The organism is Peribacillus simplex (genome assembly GCF_900156045.1).
Taxonomy (GTDB): domain Bacteria; phylum Bacillota; class Bacilli; order Bacillales; family DSM-1321; genus Peribacillus; species Peribacillus simplex_D.
In genome coordinates, this window is the sequence record NZ_FTMX01000019.1 from 1 (window position 1) to 22,324 (window position 22,324).

Annotated in this window: 16 protein-coding genes, 1 rRNA gene and 1 riboswitch; of the genes, 14 read left to right on the top strand and 3 right to left on the bottom strand. The window is 39.5% G+C overall.

Going from position 1 to position 22,324, the window contains the following annotated elements; genetic code table 11:
- Positions 1–104, top strand: a 5S ribosomal RNA gene (gene rrf / locus BW986_RS28485); the annotation flags it as partial.
- Between the two features lie 266 nt (positions 105–370).
- Entirely contained in the window at positions 371–1,210 is an 840-nt protein-coding gene (locus BW986_RS28490) for a tyrosine-type recombinase/integrase (RefSeq protein ID WP_076373109.1), read from the top strand.
- A 259-nt stretch (positions 1,211–1,469) separates the two neighbouring features.
- Here BW986_RS28490 and BW986_RS28495 read toward each other — a convergent pair whose 3' ends face one another.
- A complete protein-coding gene (locus BW986_RS28495; RefSeq protein WP_076373112.1) occupies positions 1,470–4,598 on the bottom strand; it encodes an efflux RND transporter permease subunit in 3,129 nt (1,042 codons plus the stop codon).
- A gap of 188 nt (positions 4,599–4,786) precedes the next feature.
- On the opposite strand from BW986_RS28495, the gene BW986_RS28500 reads away from it, so the two are divergent.
- From BW986_RS28500 to BW986_RS28530, 7 genes are all read left to right on the top strand, one after another.
- The gene (locus BW986_RS28500) at positions 4,787–5,665 is read left to right on the top strand and encodes a TetR/AcrR family transcriptional regulator (RefSeq protein WP_076373114.1); all 879 of its coding nucleotides are present in this window, start codon (positions 4,787–4,789) and stop codon (positions 5,663–5,665) included.
- A 240-nt stretch (positions 5,666–5,905) separates the two neighbouring features.
- On the top strand, positions 5,906–6,568 hold the full coding sequence (locus tag BW986_RS28505) for a hypothetical protein (protein WP_076373116.1): 663 nt from the start codon (positions 5,906–5,908) through the stop codon (positions 6,566–6,568).
- Between the two features lie 14 nt (positions 6,569–6,582).
- Positions 6,583–7,845: an efflux RND transporter periplasmic adaptor subunit gene (locus BW986_RS28510; RefSeq protein WP_076373118.1), complete on the top strand. Its 1,263-nt coding sequence runs from the start codon at positions 6,583–6,585 to the stop codon at positions 7,843–7,845.
- A gap of 190 nt (positions 7,846–8,035) precedes the next feature.
- Positions 8,036–8,183, top strand: a riboswitch (cyclic di-AMP (ydaO/yuaA leader).
- Between the two features lie 172 nt (positions 8,184–8,355).
- Positions 8,356–9,615: a cation:dicarboxylate symporter family transporter gene (locus BW986_RS28515; RefSeq protein ID WP_076373120.1), complete on the top strand. Its 1,260-nt coding sequence runs from the start codon at positions 8,356–8,358 to the stop codon at positions 9,613–9,615.
- 460 nt (positions 9,616–10,075) lie between these two features.
- Entirely contained in the window at positions 10,076–10,858 is a 783-nt protein-coding gene (locus BW986_RS28520; protein WP_076373122.1) for a hypothetical protein, read from the top strand.
- Positions 10,859–11,171: 313 nt separating this feature from the next.
- Positions 11,172–12,254, top strand: coding sequence for a D-alanine--D-alanine ligase (locus BW986_RS28525; protein ID WP_076373124.1), 1,083 nt, complete (start codon positions 11,172–11,174; stop codon positions 12,252–12,254).
- A gap of 158 nt (positions 12,255–12,412) precedes the next feature.
- Positions 12,413–13,795 carry a UDP-N-acetylmuramoyl-tripeptide--D-alanyl-D-alanine ligase gene (locus BW986_RS28530; protein WP_076373126.1) on the top strand — a complete coding sequence of 461 codons (1,383 nt, stop codon included), beginning with the start codon at positions 12,413–12,415 and terminating at the stop codon, positions 13,793–13,795.
- Between the two features lie 51 nt (positions 13,796–13,846).
- Here BW986_RS28530 and BW986_RS28535 read toward each other — a convergent pair whose 3' ends face one another.
- Positions 13,847–14,998, bottom strand: a complete 1,152-nt coding sequence (locus BW986_RS28535) for a PP2C family protein-serine/threonine phosphatase (RefSeq protein WP_076373128.1) — start codon at positions 14,996–14,998, stop codon at positions 13,847–13,849.
- A 1,236-nt stretch (positions 14,999–16,234) separates the two neighbouring features.
- Here BW986_RS28535 and BW986_RS28540 point away from each other — a divergent pair.
- From BW986_RS28540 to BW986_RS28550, 3 genes are all read left to right on the top strand, one after another.
- Positions 16,235–17,734 (top strand): degradosome RNA helicase CshA, encoded by a 1,500-nt coding sequence (locus BW986_RS28540; protein WP_076373130.1) that lies wholly within the window; start codon positions 16,235–16,237, stop codon positions 17,732–17,734.
- A gap of 209 nt (positions 17,735–17,943) precedes the next feature.
- Complete coding sequence (locus BW986_RS28545; RefSeq protein WP_076373132.1) at positions 17,944–18,417, top strand: PH domain-containing protein; 474 nt, start codon at positions 17,944–17,946, stop codon at positions 18,415–18,417.
- Positions 18,410–19,873: a PH domain-containing protein gene (locus BW986_RS28550; RefSeq protein ID WP_076373134.1), complete on the top strand. Its 1,464-nt coding sequence runs from the start codon at positions 18,410–18,412 to the stop codon at positions 19,871–19,873. The genes BW986_RS28545 and BW986_RS28550 overlap by 8 nt, the downstream gene beginning before the upstream one ends.
- Before the next feature lie 26 nt (positions 19,874–19,899).
- On the opposite strand, the gene BW986_RS28555 is transcribed toward BW986_RS28550, so the two are convergent.
- Positions 19,900–20,490, bottom strand: a complete 591-nt coding sequence (locus BW986_RS28555; protein WP_076373136.1) for a rhomboid family intramembrane serine protease — start codon at positions 20,488–20,490, stop codon at positions 19,900–19,902.
- A gap of 108 nt (positions 20,491–20,598) precedes the next feature.
- On the opposite strand from BW986_RS28555, the gene acpS reads away from it, so the two are divergent.
- Both acpS and BW986_RS28565 read left to right on the top strand, forming a co-directional pair.
- Positions 20,599–20,949, top strand: a complete 351-nt coding sequence (acpS, locus tag BW986_RS28560) for a holo-ACP synthase (protein ID WP_053537119.1) — start codon at positions 20,599–20,601, stop codon at positions 20,947–20,949.
- A 244-nt stretch (positions 20,950–21,193) separates the two neighbouring features.
- Positions 21,194–22,198 (top strand): LolA family protein, encoded by a 1,005-nt coding sequence (locus BW986_RS28565; RefSeq protein ID WP_076373138.1) that lies wholly within the window; start codon positions 21,194–21,196, stop codon positions 22,196–22,198.
- The last annotated feature ends 126 nt before the right edge of the window (positions 22,199–22,324 follow it).

A 22,324-nucleotide genomic window follows, 5' to 3' on the forward strand; every position in this document is an offset into this window, starting at 1 on the left:
AGCGAAGAGGTCACACCCGTTCCCATTCCGAACACGGCAGTTAAGCTCTTCAGCGCCGATGGTAGTTGGGGGTTTCCCCCTGTGAGAGTAGGACGCCGCCAAGCCATTCAAAAAGATCAGCCATCCTGGCTGGTCTTTTTTTGAGGTTGATATTCCTTCCATATCTTTTTATTTAAACCGGTTAAAAAAAGTAATATAAAGAAAGTTATATGCTGTATAAATGGTAGGACATACTATAAATGTATCTGAATTTCTACAGCTATCTGTATTATCCGTATCTGTTTAAGACAAAGGGACAGAATTCTTCGTTTCTGTAGGGATATATGTTAAACTTAACGTAGTTCTGAAACTGTCATTGGGGGAATGGCCGATGGATACCTCTGCTAAAGATGAAATGATTTTTTCGTTTGCTGAATGGTTGAGAGACCAAGGTAAATCAGCTAATACGATTAAAACGTATACTGGTGTCCTTTCACAGTTTTGTGACCAGACACAAAAGATATTGATGGAGATTCATTCTGAAGATGTTCAGGGTTATCTTGATTATTTAGAAAATTGCAAGAAAAGCCCAGGAACAATCGAAAAACACTACATCGCCCTAAATGTCTTCTTTAAATTTTTAGGCAAACCGCAAGTAATGCTTTCTGTGGAACGTAAGGTTAAGGAGCACAAGCTTGAGGTACCTGAAACTTTAAGCATCAATGAGCAGCAGATCCTGTTAAGGGATATAGAAGCAGAGGGAAATCTAAGGAACATCGCCATCGTCTACCTTTTGTTACATACTGGAATTCGTGTTTCAGAATTATGTGACTTAAATGGCCGTGACGTCATTATGGAAACAGAGCGAAATTATATACTTGTCAGGAACGCAAAAGGTGAAATCGATAGATCCGTTCCCCTTACACTATCGGCTATACAACATGTAAAAAATTATCTTTATTCTTTAAAAGAAACAGCGGATCCATTATTCATCTCAAGTTACAATCAAAGGATCACTCCAAGGTCAGTTCAATATATATTAAAAAGATACAACGTGCATCCACATAAACTGCGACATACCTTTTGCCAAAGGTTAGTGGATAATGGAATAGATATACAAACGATTTCAAAGCTCGCCGGTCATAAAGATTTAAACGTAACGAAGCGTTATCTAAAAGAAGAATCGCTGGATCTGGCAAATGCGATAGATCAAACTTTCACCAAACACTAATCTATAGAAATTAAAAGGGAAAGCGGGTTCTTTCCCTTTTTTGTTTAAATAAGGTTTTTAAAAACAAACAAATTTCCATGGAAATGACGAATGGGACGTTTTGTCTTATGAGACGGGAAAGGTTAAAAGTAGAGTGAATATAGTTTGGGCAAAATTGGCTGGAAGTACGAAGGGCTAATATATTAAGAGGATATTGATCAATTATTGAATCAAGAAAGAGGGGATTCCCAATATAAGGAATCCCCTCTTTCTTGATTTTTTACTTAACTGTTTTTTTCTTCTTTTTACCTATTTTCATTATAACTTCATATACTACCGGCACTATTACAAGTGTTAGCATTGTAGAACTCACAAGTCCGCCGATAACGGTAATTCCCAAACCTTGTGATATTAATCCACTGCCTTCCGCACCGATTGCCAAAGGTATTAAAGCGCCGATTGTGGCAAGGGCAGTCATCAGGATCGGGCGTAGTCGGGTCGATCCTGCTTCGAGTAAAGCTTCCCTGGTAGATAGCCCGGATTCTTCATTCTTGATAACACGGTCCACTAATACGATGGCATTGGTTACGACGATACCAATAAGCATCAGGACACCCATCATTGCTGAAACGCTGATGGTCTCACCTGCAATGAATAGCCCTGCCAATGCCCCGATTACCGTAAATGGTAAGGAGAAGAGAATGGCTATTGGCGCTAAACCACCATGGAAAGTAACGACTAGCACAAAGTATACGATAGCAACGGCCGCTAACATAGCGATACCAAGTTGTGTGAATGATTCCTGGATATCTTCCGTCACTCCGCCATAGTCTATAGAGACGCTTGCGGGAAGGTCTAATTTATCGACTTCCTTTTGTACTGCAGCTGTTACTGCTGCCACATCATCCGTTTTGATTGTTGCAGACACGTCGGCATAAATTTTTCCATCGCGGCGGCTGATTGTATCGGAAGCTTTGCCTTCTTCGATTTTCACAAGCTCTTTCAATGGGATTTCCATTCCCATTGGAGAAGGAATTTTCGTATTCTCAAGATCTTTTTTGTCTTCGAAAGTCGTTTCTTCTGTCTCGACATATACTTTGACTTCTTCTCCATCTTTCTTAATCGTAGTTATAGCATCATCTTTATTCGTATTGGCAATGGACATACCAATTTGTGCAGCTGTCAGTCCAAGATCGCTTAGCTTTTCCTGGTCTGCAACTAGTGTATATTGCTCATAAGCATCGGAAAGGCTTGTATCAACATCTTTTAAATCTTTATTTTTCTTCATGATATTTTGAATATCGTCAATTACCGGTTCAATGTCTTTTTGTGTATTTCCGTAAACAAATAGAGTGGTTTCGTTGCTTGATGTTGACGTGAATTCTTGTTGTTTCCAAGTTCCAGGTGAATCAAGTTCAGTTAAATCCTTTATGACCGTTTCTTTTTTGTCCCCGAAATTTTCGGTGTCTTTATCATAGAGTACATAGAAGAGAGCCGAGTTACTCGAGCCGCCCATCATGCCGCCCATCATGCTTTCACCAAGTGTGTATTGAACGGTCTCCACATCGTCTTTATCCATGAAGTATTTTTCTACTTTTTCTGTTTGTTTTACAATATCCTCTTTTAACTCTCCAGGTGCGGGAGTGTAGGTGACGATAATCGTTTTTTCTTCATCTGCAGGCATGAAGCTGACACCGATGCTTGGGATTAGGAATAAGCTGCCTACCAATAATACAATGGCTGTCCCGAAAGTGATCAACTTATGGTTTAACGACCAATCTAATGCTTTTCTATAGAATGCAGATAGTTTACTTGGTTTTTCTTCATGTGATGTTAATTCTTTTTTAGATAGTCCCTTTTTAAATAAAGAGTCTGCCATTGCCGGAACAAGAGTGATGGCAATTATTAATGAAGCGACTAATGCAAACACCATTGTTAAGGCGAATGGCATGAATAGTTCCCCGACAGGTCCTGTAACGCTTGCTAAGGGCAGGTATACAGCCACAGTAACGATTGTCGATGAAAGGATAGGGATGAACATTTCCTTAGTGGCTGATCGTATTAATTCGCCGCCTTTTAATTGTTCGCCTTTTAAAGCCATTCTCCTATAAATATTTTCAATGACGACAATGGAGTCATCGACGACTCGGCCAATGGCAACTGTCATGGCCCCCAGTGTCATGACATTCAACGAAATATCCATTTGTTTGAGCACCAAAAGGGCTGCTAACAGGGATAATGGAATCGAAATGACGGAAATGAGAGTCGTTTTAAAGTTCCTTAGGAATAGCATGATAACAATGACGGCAAACAGACAGCCGAAGAGTGCCTTGCTGATCATGGTTTCAACAGAATCTTTAATCGGTTGGGCTTGATCAAGCGTAGTGTGTACACTAACGCCTTTAAAATCTTCTTTGAAATTCGTTACTTCTTCGTTTACTTCGTCCACGATTGCAACTGTATCGGCATCGGGAGATCTTGTAACCTGAATCCCAATCGATTCGCTGCCGTTTGTTCTTGAAATCGATTCAGCTTTACCAGTAATTTTAACATCGGCAATGTCTGATAATTTGACGTTTTGCAGTTGGGCAGGACCTGTTGTCATTTCAGGAGATAATTGATTGTTTTCCTGTCCGGTTTGTGCTGGCGTAGCTGTTTGAGAGCCGCCGGTTAAAGGTATCTTTATATTTTTCAGGTCTTTTAATGTGGAGATGTTTCCATCCACAACGATCGTTTTTTCTTTATCATCAAAGTTATATATCCCAAGGGGCATGTTGACGTTTGCGGCCTGGATAACCTTCTTTACGGTATCTTCATCAAGCCCGTATTGAGCCATTTTTTCCTCGTCGAATACAAGGCTGCCTTCATTTACTTGCTGTCCGGAAATTGATACGGATGTCACGCCATCGATTCCTTCAAGTTTAGGCACTAACACCTCTTCAACATTTTTTGTAAGAGCTGGTAAATCAGAACCCTTATCTGTTACACTGAGTGCGACGACCGGAAAAGCGTTTAATTCTAATTTTGATACGCTCGGGGCATCCACTCCCTCGGGAAGTTCTAATTTCTCTAAAGCCTCTTTCACTTCTTTTACAGCGTCGTCCATATCCGTATCATAATCATATTGTAATTGAACGGAAGAGGCATTAGCCATGGACGAAGAACTGACTAATTCGACTCCTGGCAAATTTGTTACTTTCTGCTCTATCTGGTCTGTGAGTTTATCTGCTACTTCTTCAGGTGCAGCTCCAGGATATACAGTGGAGATGCTTATTAAAGGAGTCGAGATGCTAGGAATGGTTTCTTGCTTCATGTTTAAACCGGAGTATAAACCAGCTGCAACGATGATGATCGTAAGCAACCAGATTGCCAATTTATTCTTTAATGAAAATTTAATTATTGAATTCAAGCTTGTACCCTCCATACATAAATTGTGACTAGTCGGTCACAAACTCAAATATATAGTATATGGATTATGATTGCAACAGATAATATCCGGTAGTGTTAATGTTGTGATTCCAAGGGTTTTGGGATACAATTTGAAAGAATTGACCCATTGGTCAATGACGGAGAATTTTAAGAGATAGGATGAATTTGATGAAAGAAAAAAATAAGATGATCATAGATAAGTCTGTAGAGCTTTTCGCGGAGAAAGGCTATCATGCGACTTCCGTTCAGGAAATAGCTGAAAAATGTGGGATAGCAAAGGGGTCTTTTTATAATCATTTTAAATCGAAGGAAGAATTACTGGTCTCCATTTTTAAATTTTATTATGAAGCGCTGACGGACTCATTGCTTGACCTTGAACTGGATGCTTCATTGTCCAGTAAAGACAAATTCATGAGGCAGATCACTGTTCACATTGAGCATATGACGGGAAATACCAACTTGATTCAAATGATGATGCAGGAACAAATGGTTCATATCAGCAAAGAATTGGATAGATTTTTACATTATATCCATGAAGAGGGCTTGATTTGGTTCAAGCGAAAAATCATTGAGTTATACCCGGGGCTTCCTGCTGATCTTTTGCCGGATTGCACCATAATTTTGGATTCTCTTTTCAAAGGATATATCGGAATATTGATCAGGAAACAAAATGCATTCGATGTGGAATTGTTACCTAGCTTCATATTGAACCGGATGGATTCCATCATCGCAAGCCTGCAGAGCAAGGAAGATCCATTATTGAAGCAATTTCCCCTGCCAGGATGCTCGATGCGGGATATGAGCCCAAAAGAGGAAATTCATTCGATCATCGTCAGGATGCTGGAAGTGGAAACACGTAAGGAAGAGGGAATGGAAACAAATAAGAATATGGAGGCTTTAAAGGCGATCCAGGAAGAGTTTTCAAAAGTTAGGCCAAGCCCCATCATCTTGGAAAGTCTTTTGTTATTTTTGGAAAAAAATAAAAAAAGAAGTCCGTTGAGTTCAAAGCTTATTTTAATGATGAAGGATTATTTGTTGAATATATGAAGGCTGTATCGAAAGGGGCGTATAGCCTCTTTTTTCATTTTTTTATGAGTTTCAAAAGCGGGGGGATAGGGAAGACAATTCTTTCTATTGTCAGCATAAACACCAAATTGGTGTGGGGGATTATATTGGATGGGAAAGGCTAATGTGTTTTTTTTGTATATTCATCCCTTATTTCTGCAATTGTTTCCAAAATAAGATAAAATATATGATGAAATATCATTTTTTGCAGGAGGACCACATATGGTGTACCAGGTCGGATTGTTAAAAGGCATTTTAGAGCCTTATCGGAGTCGTTATCAGCTGCAAAATGCAGAGGCAGTCACAAAGTTTGGATTGAAATTACTATTTTTATATTTTCTTAGTCTTATAGTATTCGCCATTGGGGGATATTTTGGCATTGGTTCAGAATCATTTTCCAAAGAAATCACGACGATGAGTGCCAATGAATTCGAAGCAGCAAAATTGCTGATTTTGAGCGGCAATATAATAACAGGCATACTCGACCCTTCCATATACATATTTTTAGCAGCTCTATACTTTTGGATCGTTACTGATATCCCATATATAAAATTAGTCATCGTTCAAATGATTGTTTTTGGTTTGCAATTAGTGGAAAAAACATTACTGATTCCTCTATTCGTTTTAATGGATATAGGCAGCGATGCCAATCCTTTTTCATTGGGGATCATCAGTCAGTATTTTCTCAGAAGTGATTATTTCATTCACTTTTTCAGCGAAATCACCATTTTTCAATATCTTATCATTGCTCTGCAATATTTTTATTTAAAGGAGTTTTCAGAACGAAATAATTATTTGGTCCTTTTAATGATTGTTCTATTCTATCTGGCCACATGGTTTGTTAAAGCCTTTTTAGCATACATCCAAGTAGGCGTATTTGTATAAGGCGGGTGAAAAGAATGAGCGGGAAATGGAAAATAACAGCGGTCTCGATTGCTTCGATAGTCTTAATAACCGTTAACATATACCTTCTTGAAAAAAAAGAAAGCAAAGTGGAACGAACAGTTTTAGTTGAAAACTGGATAAAGGTGAAAAAGGATACAATTACGGATACTATTCAAACAAATGGGGTAATAAAACCTGTAGAAGAGTATGATATCTATTTCGATACCAAGAAAAATGATTTTAAGAAATTCCTTGTTAAAGAAGGCGATGCGATTACGGCTGGCTCCTCGTTGTTTGAGTATACGACGACCGAACTTGATGCGCAAAAAGCGGATTTAGAAGCGGAGAAAACGGCAGCTGAGGGAGAAATTGCAGGGATTGAAGAATACATAGGCAAGTTGAGGTCATATCAAGCGACCCTGACCAGTGATTCTGGAATAGCGGGCATTGATGAATCGGTGGAAAAAAACTTGAGTATTGATTTAACAACAAGCTCGACGGATCTTATTAAAAGTAGCTTTGAGCAAGAAATATACAAGCAGGAACTGGAAAAAAACAGTTTGAATGAAAAAGTGAAAATGCTTGACGCTAAATTAAGTTCAATTGAGGAGCAGTCCAATGCGATCGTGACGACGAGCGAGGCTGATGGTGTAGTTAAAAATATCAATAAAAACCTGAATAATCCCATTATATCCATTGTTTCTATAAATATGGGAATTGCAGGCGAATTCTCCGAAGAGGAAATGAAAAAAGCCAAAGTGGGCATGACTATAAAAGCAAGTTACTCTGATTCAATAAAGGCACTGAAAGGATCGATAGGCCGAATCCATTCCTATCCAGCTGAAGAGCCGTCGTTAAAAAAAGAAAACAAATTTCCATTTCAGGCTTTAATCGAACCGGAAGGCGAAGAAACGGAACCATTGTTGGTGGGGTCCAAAGTGGATCTTACCGTAATAACCAATGAGAAAGCCGGTGTACCCTCCGTTCCTATAGAGGCGGTACATTACCAAAAACAGCCTTACATTTACAAATTGACTAAAAAAGGATATGTGGATAAACATTACATTAAAAAAGGGCTTAAAGCAGAAGGAAAGCAAGAAATCATAGAAGGACCGTCGGTAGGTGACGTCATCCTGCTGAAGCCGAATGTGGCAGTGAAGAACCATTCCAATTTTATAACTCCAATTGAATTTGAAAAAGTGAAAGTTGCAACTTATAAAAAATTCACCTCTAGGGAAAAAGTAAGATATCTGTTACTTGGCATTTTGGAAAAATAACCGTTCCTTCAACAAGAGAGGTGGTGTCAATTATTTATATCAATATAACTTATGTGATTGAAAATCGGGAAGAGTAATTATAGATACAATAGCTATTAATACAGAATATTCAGACATGTTTAAGGACTTTTTCTAGAACGGATGCGAATAAATATTTACAGATTATCATTTTTAGTATAATATTTTATTATAAGTTAACTCGCTTAATCTTATTCCAAGAACGGGGGACCCATTTTTGTGGATTTTATCCGCTAGGGGTGAATTCAGAAATGAAAGGGCTTTTTGTGTTTCCAATCCTAACCCGACAGCTAACCTCGTCAGCGTCTTCAAGGGAACATGTGTGAATATTCACGCCTATAAGAAATCGACACATGAAGTGTCTTTTTTTTCGGCGTAAAGACAGAGTTTTTCAAAAAAAGAAAAATTACTTTCTTTTATTAGTATCTTGTTTCCCTTACCGAGACAAAAATGTTTTTGCATCAAAGACTTTATGGAAGGTGAGGAAAGTAAATGAAGAAATTCAAATTAAGTTTAGCTAGCCAAATTTTCATTGGTTTAATTTTAGGGATTATCGTTGGTGCCATTTTTTATGGTAGTGAGACGGCCCAAAACTTTTTACAGCCATTCGGAGACATTTTCCTACGAATGATTAAAATGATTGTAGTGCCGATCATCGTTTCAAGCCTTATCGTTGCTGTTGCTGGTGTAGGTGATTTGAAAGCGGTAGGTAAACTAGGTGCTAAATCAATATCATACTTTGTTGTGGTAACTATGGTAGCGATTGCTGTTGGTTTAATTTCAGCGAATATCATCCAGCCTGGTGCTGGTGTGAATATGGACAAGCTAGAACAAACTGATATTTCTACCTATGTTGATACTGCCGAAACTAAGCAGCATGAATCGTTCGTAGATACAATCGTTCACATTGTGCCATCCAATCCAGTTAAAGCCATGGTAGAAGGCGATATGCTAGCGATCATTTTCTTCTCCGTGTTGTTTGGACTTAGTATTGCGGCCATCGGTGAAAAGGGTAAACCAGTATTCCGTTTCTTCCAAGGTGTAGCAGAAGGAATGTTCTACCTAACTAACATGGTCATGAAATTCGCTCCTATCGGTGTATTTGCACTAATCGGTGTGACTATTTCCAAATTCGGTTTGGAATCTTTAATTCCGTTAGGAAAGTTAGCGCTTTCTGTTTACGGAACAATGATTTTCTTTGTAATAGTCATTCTTGGTCTTATTGCGAAATTTGTCGGATTCAATATCTTTACTTTGATTAAACTTCTAAAAGAAGAATTGGTCCTTGCGTTCTCTACAGCAAGTTCAGAAGCGGTTCTTCCGAAAATCATGGAAAAAATGGAGAAAGCGGGATGTCCGAAACATATTGCTACATTTGTTATTCCGACTGGATACTCCTTTAACCTTGATGGTTCTACATTATACCAAGCGTTAGCGGCTATCTTCATCGCTCAAATGTACGGAATCGATTTAAGCGCGTATGAGCAAATTACGCTAATGCTAGTGTTAATGATCACGTCCAAGGGGATTGCGGGTGTACCGGGTGTATCTTTCGTAGTTCTTTTAGCGACTTTGGGAACTGTCGGTATTCCTATTGAAGGTCTAGCATTTATTGCAGGTATCGACCGTATTCTTGATATGGGACGTACAGTAGTAAACGTTATCGGTAATTCACTTGCAGCAATCGTCATCTCTAAATGGGAAGGTCAATTCAACCCTCCTTCCAAAAAAGAATTAGAGCAAGTTTCTTAATGAAAAAAATCCAGAGTGAAATGTCACTCTGGATTTTTTTTTGAATTAAAATGCACTTCCTGATTTATTGACGATCCAGAAGCGGCATTCGGAAGAGAAGGCGTGGACATCATCGTTTTCATGGAATAATTCACTTAGGTAGAAGCTCTGGATGACTGTAAACCCTGTTTCCTTATGGCAATCAAGTATTTCAAGTTGAGTTGGGATATGGGGTAAGCATTTTCTTGGAGCGTCTTTCCAGTTATCAATATATCCCCAAACTCATAAAGCCTTTCATCTTGTTTACCTCCACACCAAATCACTTCCTCCAATGTATTTATTACTATAATGTGGATTTCACGTTTCGCACTATTTACACGATGCTGATGATGATTAATATTGGGAGCTATATAACTTATGTGAAAACCCAAAAGTTTGATAAAATAACATTATTGATTGAGAGCTCGGAGGGGGTCAGGTTATGAAGAATGATAGCAATGATATCTTATATATGCATATGCAGGCTTCCGAACGGTTTGTCCTTTTTAATGGACTTAATTTTCGAGAATTCGTCTATTCGCTGCCAAATTCCTTGGATTCCATCTTATTATTGAAGCATCAATTCGATGGTGGGGAATACAATTTGAATGTTCTGCTTGAGAGCGCTTCATCTGAAGATATTGCGAAGCTCGTTAAAGAAAATGTTCGGGCATATGGAGATTTCTGTTGGGTCGATTTTGAAGAGGCGGAAGGGCTGGATGAACTGGATGGAAGGGAAATAGCGGAACTCTTATATTTAGGACATGCTAAAACCCATCTGAGTCCCCCGTTTTTCCGTAAATTGAATAATCACTTAGTGTACCTTGCGCAGGATGATGGCTGGTTCAATAAAATTTATTTTCGTTCTCTTTCGACGTATTATATGATGTTAGGAAGCCTGATTCCGCTAAAGCTGGAGCCGCTAAAAGTAGAGAGGACGTGGCTTGGAATCAGAAAGAAAAAAGAGTTGACGGCGATTCCGGCAGAAATCATTTCTTCCTTGGCTCATATTCTGGCAGAGGGGCTCGCTTTTTCCTTTCGGGATGTAAAGTATACAAGAACGAAAATTGAGATACCTGCATGGGTCGTAGGGGATTATTTAAACATGGATGAGATGCATGATGACTTTTCGGATAGAGATATCAATGAGCCCGATGCTTTCATTATCTTCTATCGAAAAGAAAAGGTATGGGAAAGCGTTATTAAAAATACATCATCCTCCTGATGATCCCAATTTCGTGGATTGGATTATTTGAAATCCTCGAATTTTTCAGGTGTAAGACTTACCATCTCATGCATAAAAGATAAGAGAGGGCGACGCACAGGGTGTGGCGATTTTATCTGCATTAACAGGCTGTAAGGGAAGCGATGGCGAATGTAATGAAAAAGAAATGTAGTGGGCTAACAGCCTGTAAATGCCCGATTGGCTCAACTAACCATCATTGGAAAAGCCCCAATGATGGAAGTTTCGCTTTATCCGTTTTAGTGTAAAGTGATACAATGAACATGGTTAAAAGAATATTGGAGGGTAATAACTCATGAAAACTAAACTTGGTTTGCTTTATGGTGGAAAATCTGCGGAGCATGAGGTTTCTATGCAGACGGCTTTAGCGGTCATTAAAGCTCTCGATTTAGCAAAGTTTGATATATATCCGATTTACATAACAAAAGAGGGTTCATGGATTAATGGACCAAAGTTAACAGGACCTGCTGAGAATGTGGAGGCATTGACATTTTCACCGGAAAAATCGGGCTCGCCGCTTGCCTTGCAGGCACATTCAACTGATGAAAATAGTGAATCAACAGGCTATGACGTGATTTTCCCATTGCTTCACGGACCAAATGGAGAAGATGGGACCGTACAAGGGATGCTGGAACTATTGAACCTTCCTTATGTAGGAAATGGCGTTTTAGCTTCATCAGCAGGAATGGATAAGGTCATCATGAAAAACATTTTTGCCCAGGCGGGACTTCCGCAAGTGAAATACACTTGGTTCATTCGTTCTGAATGGGAGAAGAATAAAGAAAGTGCCATTAAAAAGGTAGCGGATGAATTGGGGTACCCTTGTTTTGTCAAACCTGCCAATTTAGGCTCGAGTGTCGGTATCAGCAAATGTAACGATGCTGATGAACTGGAAAAAGCGGTAGCGGAAGCTTTTCAATTCGATCGGAAGATCATCATTGAAGAAGGGGTCGTTGCTCGTGAACTCGAGTTTGGTATTCTCGGTAATGATGAACCGTCTTGTTCAGTGGCAGGCGAAATCATCCCTAAGAAGGACTTTGCCTTCTATGATTATTCAGCAAAATATGTAGATGGTAATTCAGCGATGGTCATTCCAGCGGAGATTTCGGAAAGCGAGTATGCAACTTTATCCGAAATGGCCATTACTGCCTTTAAGTCATTGGATTGCTCTGGATTGGTTCGCGCTGATTTCTTCTTAACTAATGAAGGGCAAATCTATATTAATGAAGTGAATACAATGCCTGGGTTTACTCCTTTCAGCATGTTTCCGTTATTGTGGAAGCACACAGGTGTCGATTATCCAGCGCTAATTGAAGAACTCGTGAAACTTGCCTTGGAACGTCATCAGGAAAAACAACAAATCAAATACACAGTTTGATCATGCAAGTAATGTAGCAGTAAACTTCACAATCCATCAAACGTTGATTTGATGGATTCCAATCAGCAGGAACCGGTGCGATTTAAACTGGTTTCTGCTTCGTTTGGTTATTGGAAGTAGAGAGCGATTAACGGTTCGATGAATGTAGGAGGAACAAAATGATAAAGAGAACGTTAAAACAAGTACATGAAATGGCAGAGGGATTGAATGATATCAGCCCATTCCAGTCCAAAGGAATTAATGGGGTTACCATCGATTCAAGAACGGTTAAGGAAGGATGTTTGTTCATTCCGCTTAAGGGTGGGCAGGTTGACGGCCATCAGTATGTCAAGCAAGCTTTAGCGCAAGGAGCTGCTGCTTCTTTTTGGCAAAGGGATGTTCCGAATCCTCCTAATGATTTACCGATAATCATTGTCGAAAATACCGAGAAAGCACTTCAGCAATTGGCGCGTGCTTACCGTCAACAGTTGAATATAAAAGTCATTGGGATAACAGGCAGCAACGGTAAGACGACTACGAAAGATATGACGGCTGCGTTGCTGGGCACTACTTATAAAGTTCATAAAACCAATGGAAACTTCAATAATCATTTAGGTTTACCACTAACGGTGCTTTCTATGGAAGAGGATACTGAGGCGGCCGTTTTGGAAATGGGAATGAGCAGCCGCGGTGAAATTGAGTTCTTATCCAAAATGGCAAAGCCTGATGTAGCGATCATTACCAATATCGGTGAATCACACTTATTGGATTTAGGATCACGCGAGGAAATCGCGAATGCAAAGTTGGAAATTATCGAAGGTTTGGCGACGGATGGAACGTTGATATATCATGGTGATGAACCATTGCTTCGCAATCGGATCAAAAAGGATTTTCCTGATTTAAACGTAATATCATTTGGACGTACGGAACAAAATGATTTATATCCACAGACCATAAGCCAAGGGGCAGACAGTACCACGTTCACAATTTCAAGTGGTGAAAAGGAAGTCAATTATGAGATACCCGTATTAGGCAATCATAATGTTCTTAATGCACTGGCTGCCATCTTGGTTGCTAAAGAATTCAATGTGGAAGATTCAGCGATCCGTAAAGGTCTGTCAACCATTCAATTAACTAATATGAGGATGGAATTGGTCGAAGGCGCAAAAGGGCAGAAGATCATCAATGATGCGTATAATGCCAGTCCAACTTCAGTTAAGGCAGCAGTGGAGTTGGTTGAGGGATTATCTGGATTCGAGAAAAAGATCCTTGTATTGGGAGATATGTTGGAGTTAGGGCCACAGGAAAAAGACTTTCATTTGAAAATTGGTGAATTGATTTCCAATGAGCGGATTGATAAGATCTTCACGTTTGGTCCTTTAGCCGAGTTTATTGCCAAGGGAGCGAGCAAGTCTTTTTCATCGGAGCAGGTTCGTCCTTTTCAAGATAAGCAGGAGCTTATAGAGGAACTTAAGTCTTCTACACAGGGAAATGACATCATTCTCGTTAAAGCATCCAGGGGCATGAAGCTGGAGGAAGTCGTTCAAGCCCTACAAAAATAAAAAAGAGTAGAAAGGGCCGTTTCTTTTTGAAACGGCCTTTTTTTATCGTACCTAAAAAAGTGTCCCTGCAATAATGCAGATGTCATCGTTAATCACTGAATGCCTCATCCTTGAGACCAAAAGCTCCTGAAGAAGCTCATTTGTATCGAGATGGATATTTTCAATAAATTCCTTCTTGATATTGTCAGACCGGTCAAAGGCTGAAGGAGTGGGCGTTTTAGAGAGTCCATCTGTATAGATGATGAAACGGCTTCCTGGTTCATAATGAAAGACTATTTTTTTTATGGGCAATTCGGGAATCAGTCCGCTTGGGGTGGCCCCTTCGTTTAAATTGAGAATTTGGTTGGTGCTTGGGGAATACAAGAAGGCTGAAGGAAATCCGTAGTTCACATATTCGATGTGTCGATCCTTTGTATTCATGTATGCTATGAAAGCTGTAAAGCGAGCATGGTTTTTGTTTTCCCGATTAACTCCTTGAAATAGGTCCCGCATATGTTTGTCCAGTTCCTCTGTTATGAAAATGGGGTCTTTTACACGTTTGAATAGGTCGGGCATCAAAGTCCGTATGGACATGTTTATAAGTGCTGTATGGATGCCCTTTCCGCATACATCGATCATTATGAAGCCGTATATCCTGTCATCAACCTCCGTCCAGTAAAATAAATCCCCTGAAAGTTCACTCGAAGGCAGGGAAAGACCTTTGACCTCTATATCTTCATTATTGATCGACAAAGGTAAATTTGAAAGCTGTATGCCCTTTGCAATTCGCAGGCTCCTTGCTGATTTTTGGCGTATCTTTTCAAGCTCTTGTCCCTTCATTTTTGCCGAAAACAGTTGCATGCTGATGTTTTTGAGTGAATTTAATTTAATCCTGACTTCTGCTGAATCGGCAGGGACCGCCATGGTTTCATAAAAGGTCTTTTCTGGTAATGCCGGAGGTGTCTCCATTCCTAAAGCGCGTTTGTAAATGAATAAGATAGGGATTTCGTGAGATTCAGCTAAGGCAAACAAAGAAGTTTCCTGCCAAGAATCTTTTGATATGTGTAAAGGTAAAATAAATAATGACTTCATTAATTCCGTTGAATCCTTGAATAGATGACTTTGATTGAGTGGATCCTCCAAAAAGGTGACATTCTTGTTCATTTTCTTTAAGATTCGACCAAAATCCTTACATAAAGGAACATCTATTGTGAATATATTCATATAACCCCCCGTTGTTTTGTTGATAGGTCAATCATACTGCATTTAGACTTATTTACTATAATTTTTAGGTAAAAAGATGGAATTTTCAAAAAAAAAAACGATTCCATATACCTGGAAATTCAAAGTGGATTCACAATAAGTCCTTTCTTTTTCCAATGGGGTGAATAATCCTTCCTGAAAAAGGTTTATTGAAACTATTTGATTTAAACACATATCATATAAATAAATAGATGTTCGTTTTTGCAAAACATTTAAAGTGGAATGGTCTCATCAGAGAAAAGGACAAAGTCACTGAATTCCTCCTAAACTGGAACAGATTCTCCCTTAAAAAACGTTCCAGTCGGTTTCAGAAATCCCGCTTTCTTCCGAATGTCTCCAGTCTGAATTCACTTAGGCATGAATGGATATCGTAACTAAGGTAAACCTAGTGATGAGTAAATCAGGCTGCACAATTATCAGGCGGGACTACCCAATTTCCTCGTTTTTGAAACGATCTAAAGTTTTTAGTAACTCTGAATGAGGCGATATCCTTTATTGCATTAACAGTTTGAAAATGGTAATATGAGTATGAGTTTAAATGTCTTATCATTGATGATTATTTAAAATTAATCAGGTTGAGGCAACAAAATTGTATGTTCTTACATGTTTCATGAGTTCATTCTTGAGATTATTTTAGATTAAATAGGCCGCGCGTCTGGTCATATATAAAAGCTGCATCTCTTGGCGGCTTTAGTAGCTATTGGGAATCAAGCCGCATTTTAGCGCTTTTCCACTTCTGCAAATCCTCAACGCACCGGGCCTGTTTTGTATAAGAATCTTGGCGCTCGTCAAGTTTTGTTCATACAGCCTTTTTAAGTCTGATGAATAATAGGTGCAGCAGCCCTCACCTGAATAAAACGGTGAAACACCCGTTTATGCTACTTTTAATTTTCCATATTGAATTTAATTTTGGTTACATGTACTTTTAAAAAGATGAGCGTATGTTAATGATAAGTCTACACGTGCGCGAAGTTAAAAATGCCAGTGAATGTCCGTACTGGTATATTTCCTTTTTAAAAAATCATATTGAGTTCATTTGAACTAAAAGGCAGACATACTTTTAGGTGATAATGATAAACTTTTTTATAAGAGATTAAGTAGAACATCCGTCATGATGATGAGGATTTGAACTAAACATCTGTGCATGATCCATGAATGCACGTGTAAATTTACGATATAAAAAGGAGTACGAAAACATTGACATTGTTTAGCGAATTAGGATTAGATAGAACGTCCATGAAATCAATAGAAAAAATGGGATTTGAAGAAGCGAGCCCGATTCAATCCCAAACGATACCTCTAGCACTTGAAGGTAAAGATATCATTGGTCAAGCACAAACAGGTACAGGTAAAACGGCGGCCTTCGGTATTCCATTGATGGAAAACATCGATATCAATAACGAAAACGTGCAAGGAATCGTCATCGCACCTACACGTGAGCTTGCCATTCAAGTTTCCGAGGAACTTTTCAAGCTTGGTTACGGAAAACGCGCTCGTGTGCTTGCGGTTTATGGTGGACAAGATATCGACCGTCAAATCCGTGCTTTAAAGAAAAAACCACATATTATCGTTGGTACGCCTGGTCGTCTTTTAGACCATATCAAACGTAAAAACATTAAATTAGGCGGAGTTCACACAGTAGTTCTTGATGAAGCGGATGAAATGCTTAACATGGGATTCATTGAGGATATCGAATCAATCCTTTCAACAGTCCCTGATGAAAGGCAAACATTGCTTTTCTCAGCTACAATGCCTGAACCAATCCGTAAAATTGCTGAAACGTTCATGCAGGATCCCGTTCTTGTACGTGTAAAAGCAAAAGAAATGACAGTGGATCGTATCGAACAATATTACTTGGAGTTAAAAGAAAGTGAAAAATTTGATACACTTGCACGTCTTTTCGATATTCAAACACCGGATCTTGCCATCGTCTTCGGACGTACGAAACGCCGTGTGGATGAATTGGCATCAGCATTGAATATCCGCGGTTATATGGCTGAGGGCATTCATGGTGACCTTAGTCAGGCAAAACGCCTTTCTGTATTGAAAAAGTTTAAAGACCGCAGCATCGATGTACTCGTTGCTACTGATGTGGCTGCACGTGGACTTGATATCTCCGGCGTTACTCACGTATACAACTTTGATATCCCACAAGATCCAGAAAGCTACGTTCACCGTATTGGGCGTACAGGACGTGCAGGTAAACATGGTATTGCCATTACGTTTGTAACACCAAGGGAAAGAGGACAACTGCATGCGGTTGAGCATACAACGAAAAAACGTATGGTGAAACTTAAGACTCCTACGTTAACTGAAGCGTTGGAAGGTCAACAAAAAGCAGTAACGGAAAAAATCCTTAATACAATCGAGAATGATGATTTAACATTATATCTTGGTCAAGCGGAAGAATTATTACAAAAACATAGCGCAGCGGACTTAGTTGCAGCGATGCTTAAGTCAATGACAAAAGAACCGGATCAAACTCCTATCAAGTTAACGGAAGAATCTCCATCTCCAATGCGTCGCAATCGCGGTGGCAGCAGTTCTTCAGGTAACAGACAGCGCAATGGCCGCAGTTCTTCAGGCAGAAAAGATTACGGTAGCGGATCAAGTAAACGCCCTGGCGCGAACCGTAAGTCGAATGGTTACGGAAACCGCAGCACGAGCCAAAAAAGGGAAAAAACAAATAAAATTTAATTGAATTGGAAATGCCGCTCATTTGAGCGGCATTTTTTGTGTGCATCTCCATTATGGTATCCGAAAGGCAGGCGGTTTTTGGATGGACTGCTCAAAGTCTTTATTTAAAAGGGGTTAATTCCCAGCTTTTAATTATAGTATAATGGATGAAAGCGAAGGATGGATGATGAAGGTTCATTAAAATTACCTGTCCGGAAGAGGAGAAGCACATGGAACCTGAAAATCGTATATCGAATAAGGCCTTGACCGTATGGAAAATCAGTGGTCTCATAAGCTGTTCAATAACTTGGATTATAAGCATCGCCGTACTCGTGCTTACAATCATATTTGATTGGACATATTGGGTATTTGGAGCGTTGATCATGATTTCGATAATCCAATCCTATCTGGCCATTATTCTGATTCCATCGGTGAAGTGGAAGAGATGGCGTTACGAAGTGAGAAATACCGAAATTGATATCCAAAGTGGTATTTTCGTCATTAAAAGAACACTCATACCCATGATTAGGGTTCAACATGTTGAAACGAAGCAAGGGCCATTATTAAGGAAATACGATTTAGCCTCCGTTGAAATTTCGACTGCAGCGACCCTGCATGTTATCCCTGCCCTGGATCTAACAGAGGCAGATGAATTGCGGCACTATATTTCCAGGATGGCAAGTGTGGAGGAAGAAGATGTCTGAACCTAAAAGACTGCACCCCATAGCTGTATTGCTTAACATCATTAAATCGATTAAGGAGTTAGTCATCCCTTTTTTATTAGTGGTCGTCATTCCTGGGAAGAATGAAGGAATTCCTGGATGGATACAACCGCTGGTCATAGCCATTATTATACTTTTAATCATAGGTAATGCATTCCTTCAATGGTTACGCTTTACATATCGCATGGAAGAGGGAGAATTCAGAATTGAGTCGGGGGTTTTCGTAAGGAAGAAAAGGTATATAAAGTTTGATCGGATTCATAGCATAGATATTTCAGAGGGCATCATCCAGCGGATATTCAGCCTGGTGAAGTTGAATATTGAAACGGCAGGCGGGTCTCAGGCCGATGCCGTATTATCAGCCATAAGCAAAAGTGATGCAGAGCGAATCAATGCTTTTATTAGTGAGGAAAAAAATGCGAATAATCCTTTTGATAAAGATAAAGATGAAGTAGCGGATAATGAACATGCAGCAAAATCGTCTTCCGTTTTTAAGCAGACGCTGCCGCAACTATTCGTTATGGCTGCCACTTCGGGAGCGGTGGGTGTCTTCCTATCTGGAGCAATCGCATTTATTTCACAGTTCGATGAAATGATACCTTTTGAGAAGATATTTAAGGATTATGAAGATTTTATTGAAATGGGAACCATCATTCTGACCTTGTTTGCCCTAGTGGCTTTATTGGTGGTATATGTACTGGCCACATTAAGCATGGTAATTAAATATGCTTCCTTTACCGTGATAAAAACGGATGAGGAACTCATTATTTCCAGAGGGCTTCTCGAGAAAAGACAGCTGACAATCCCTACCCATAAAATACAGGGTATCCGGATCATGGAGAATTTGATTCGAAAGCCATTGGGATTGGCGACGGTTTATATTGAGTATGCGGGAGGCAGTATGGAAGATAAAGAAAGTCTATCGATCATGCTGTTCCCTTTAATCAGGAAGAAGCATTTACATGAAAAAGTGCTGGAAATTTTACCGGTTTATGAAACAACCACTGAGATGACACCGATACCTAAGCGTGCGCTTTCCCGGTATGTGTTTCGTAAGTTTCTATACCTCATCCCGATCATATGTGCCTTGGTATGGTTTTTCAGACCTTGGGGTTATCTTTCCCTTTTGCTTGTACCGTTGGCGATTTTTTGGGCTTACATGCAATATAGGGATGCAGGATGGAGCATAGAAGGGAATTTGTTGCTACTGAGCAGCCGTTTTTTCTCAAAGCAAACATTAATCATGCAGAGAAGCAGAATTCAATCAATCACATATAAAAAAAGTTGGTTTCAGAATCGAAAGGAATTAGCTACGATTTCAGCATCGATTAAATCAGGAATCAACTCCCGGGTCGGTGTGGTTGCTGATGTGGAAGAAAAGGATTGCCTAATAATTAAATCATGGTATTTACCTAAAAAAACAGTCGACTCCCAATGATTTAAAGGAAGAGTCGGCTGTTTGTCCTACCATTTTTTTCTTAAGTATAATGGAGCTGTTAAAAATCCGGTTGCCAATCCAGCCAAATGACCGACAACGTTGATCTGCGGTTGAATGAAAGTCATGATAACGGCAATTCCGGTCAGTGTATATACTGTATTTCTTTCGTTGTTCGTAAAATTGGTTTTATTGAACAGGACAAGATATAGAAAGAATCCGAGTAAACCAAAAATTGCTCCGCTAGCACCTACGTGGTTATATGTCAGTGGGTTAATTAGGAAGGTTGCGATATTGGCAAGGAGCCCTGTCGATAAAAAGAAGATTGAAAACTTGACGGTGCCAAGTAATTTCTCTAGGAATGGACCAAAGATGGCAAGGGAGAATCCATTAAACAGTAAATGTGTAAACGTGCTATGTAGAAAGATGGGGGTGATTAAACGCCACCATTGTCCATCAGCAATGTATAAGTTAACACCTGTGCCATAATAGAAGAGTACATTGCCGGGAAAAATGGGGAAAAGGACGAGAACGAATACAATCATCATAATGAGTATTAGCCCTGTTACAGCTCGGTATGAATTTGCGTATTCTCGGAAGCCTTCTGTTCTTGTAAACATAAATTCCTCCTTAATATCGTTTTTAATTAGATACAATATTATCATTTTCAGGTAAAAGAGTCCTCCTAATAATATGCAACTTATTAAATTAATAGAAGAGGTGTAATAGTGATTAAAGGTATAGGCGTGGACATTACTGAGTTGGATAGAATGGAAACATTGATTAATCGGCAGCCCCGTTTAAAGGAGCGTATATTAACAGAAAGTGAAATCTTGATTTTCGAAAAGTTAAATGGAAGAAGGAAGGTCGAGTATTTTGCTGGGCGTTTTGCAGCAAAGGAGGCTTTTTCAAAAGCAAACGGTACAGGGATCGGTAAGCACTTATCCTTTTTGGATATTGAAATCATCTCGGATGATAAAGGAAAGCCGGTGATTTCGAAGCCGTTTTCTGAAGGGGTCCATCTTTCGATTAGCCACAGCAGGGATTATGCGGTTGCGCAAGTCGTAATTGAAGGGTGAGTGGAGTTTTGTCCGATCGGGTCATAAACCTTAAGGTTGTCTCATATACATTTAGTGCTATAGGGAGACAAGGCCCGGTAAAAGGTACATGGCAGAGTAGGTGCTCTCGAAAAGTTTTTAGCCGGATCTTAGAATTGGTCCGTGTTTAAAATACCGAGGAATCTAAGACATCAGTCGAGCCAATGTCCGGATCCTGCCTTTTCCTCTCCCTTTTACGTTCAAATGACAAAAAGGGGTTGAAAAGATGAAGAAGATGGTAATGCTTTTTGCAGGGATCATGCTCTTGCTTGCTCTTTCTGCTTGCGGCCAAAAATCACAGAGTGACGTAGTGAGTGAATTGAATGAGAAGCTTGGCGAAATGAAAGGATATAAAGCTAACGCGAAGATGACATTAAAGATGGGGACGGAACCTCAAGTGTATAATGTGGAGATTTGGCATAAGGACCCTTCTTTTTACCGCGTGAATCTGAAAAATGAAGAGAAGGATCAAAGCCAGATGATATTGAAAAATGATGATGGTGTATATGTTTTGACGCCAGCTTTGAATAAAAGTTTTAAATTTCAAAGCGAGTGGCCGGAGAACAGCAGTCAGGCCTATTTGTTCGAGTCGTTGGTGAAAGACATTACGGAAGATAAAAGTGCGACATATAAAGAAACGGATAAACATTATGTCTTTGAAACGAAAACGCGCTACCAAAACAATAAAATGTTGCCATATCAAGAGATTACTATAAACAAAAAGGATTTATCCCCAGTCAGTGTAAAAGTCATGGACCCCGATAAGACTGCATTGGTTCTCGTTGAATTCTCAAAAGTTAAATTCGATACGACTTTTGATAAAGATTCATTTGATATGAAGAAAAACATGACAAGTGCACAACTTGAAGCGCCTGTTATGGCAGAAGTCCAAAATGAGGGGTTTGCGGTGAAATACCCTGAAAATATTGGTGATATGAATTTAACGGAAGAAAAAGAAATTACGACGGAAAAAGGAGAACGTGTCGTTTTGACCTATGAGGGTACAAAAAGTTTTACATTGGTCCAGGAAAAAGCTGAGGTAGTTCAAACATCCGTTTCGACGAATGTGAATGGAGAACCGGTTGATTTGGGTTATACTGTCGGAGCCATGACAGGGAATACGATTGCATGGACTTTTGAAGGTGTCGATTATATGCTTGCATCAAAGGATTTGACACAGGAAGAAATGATAGAAGTCGCCCGTTCGGTTGGGGAAGATCCAGTCAAATAGGATTACATAACAAGCTGATGTTTCCCGTCTCCTTATGAAGGTTTCTTCTAGGTAGGATAGGCGGGAAGTCAGCTTGTTGACATTTTTAATCCTTCATTTGATTTAGGCTGGCAGCTGGGTAAATTG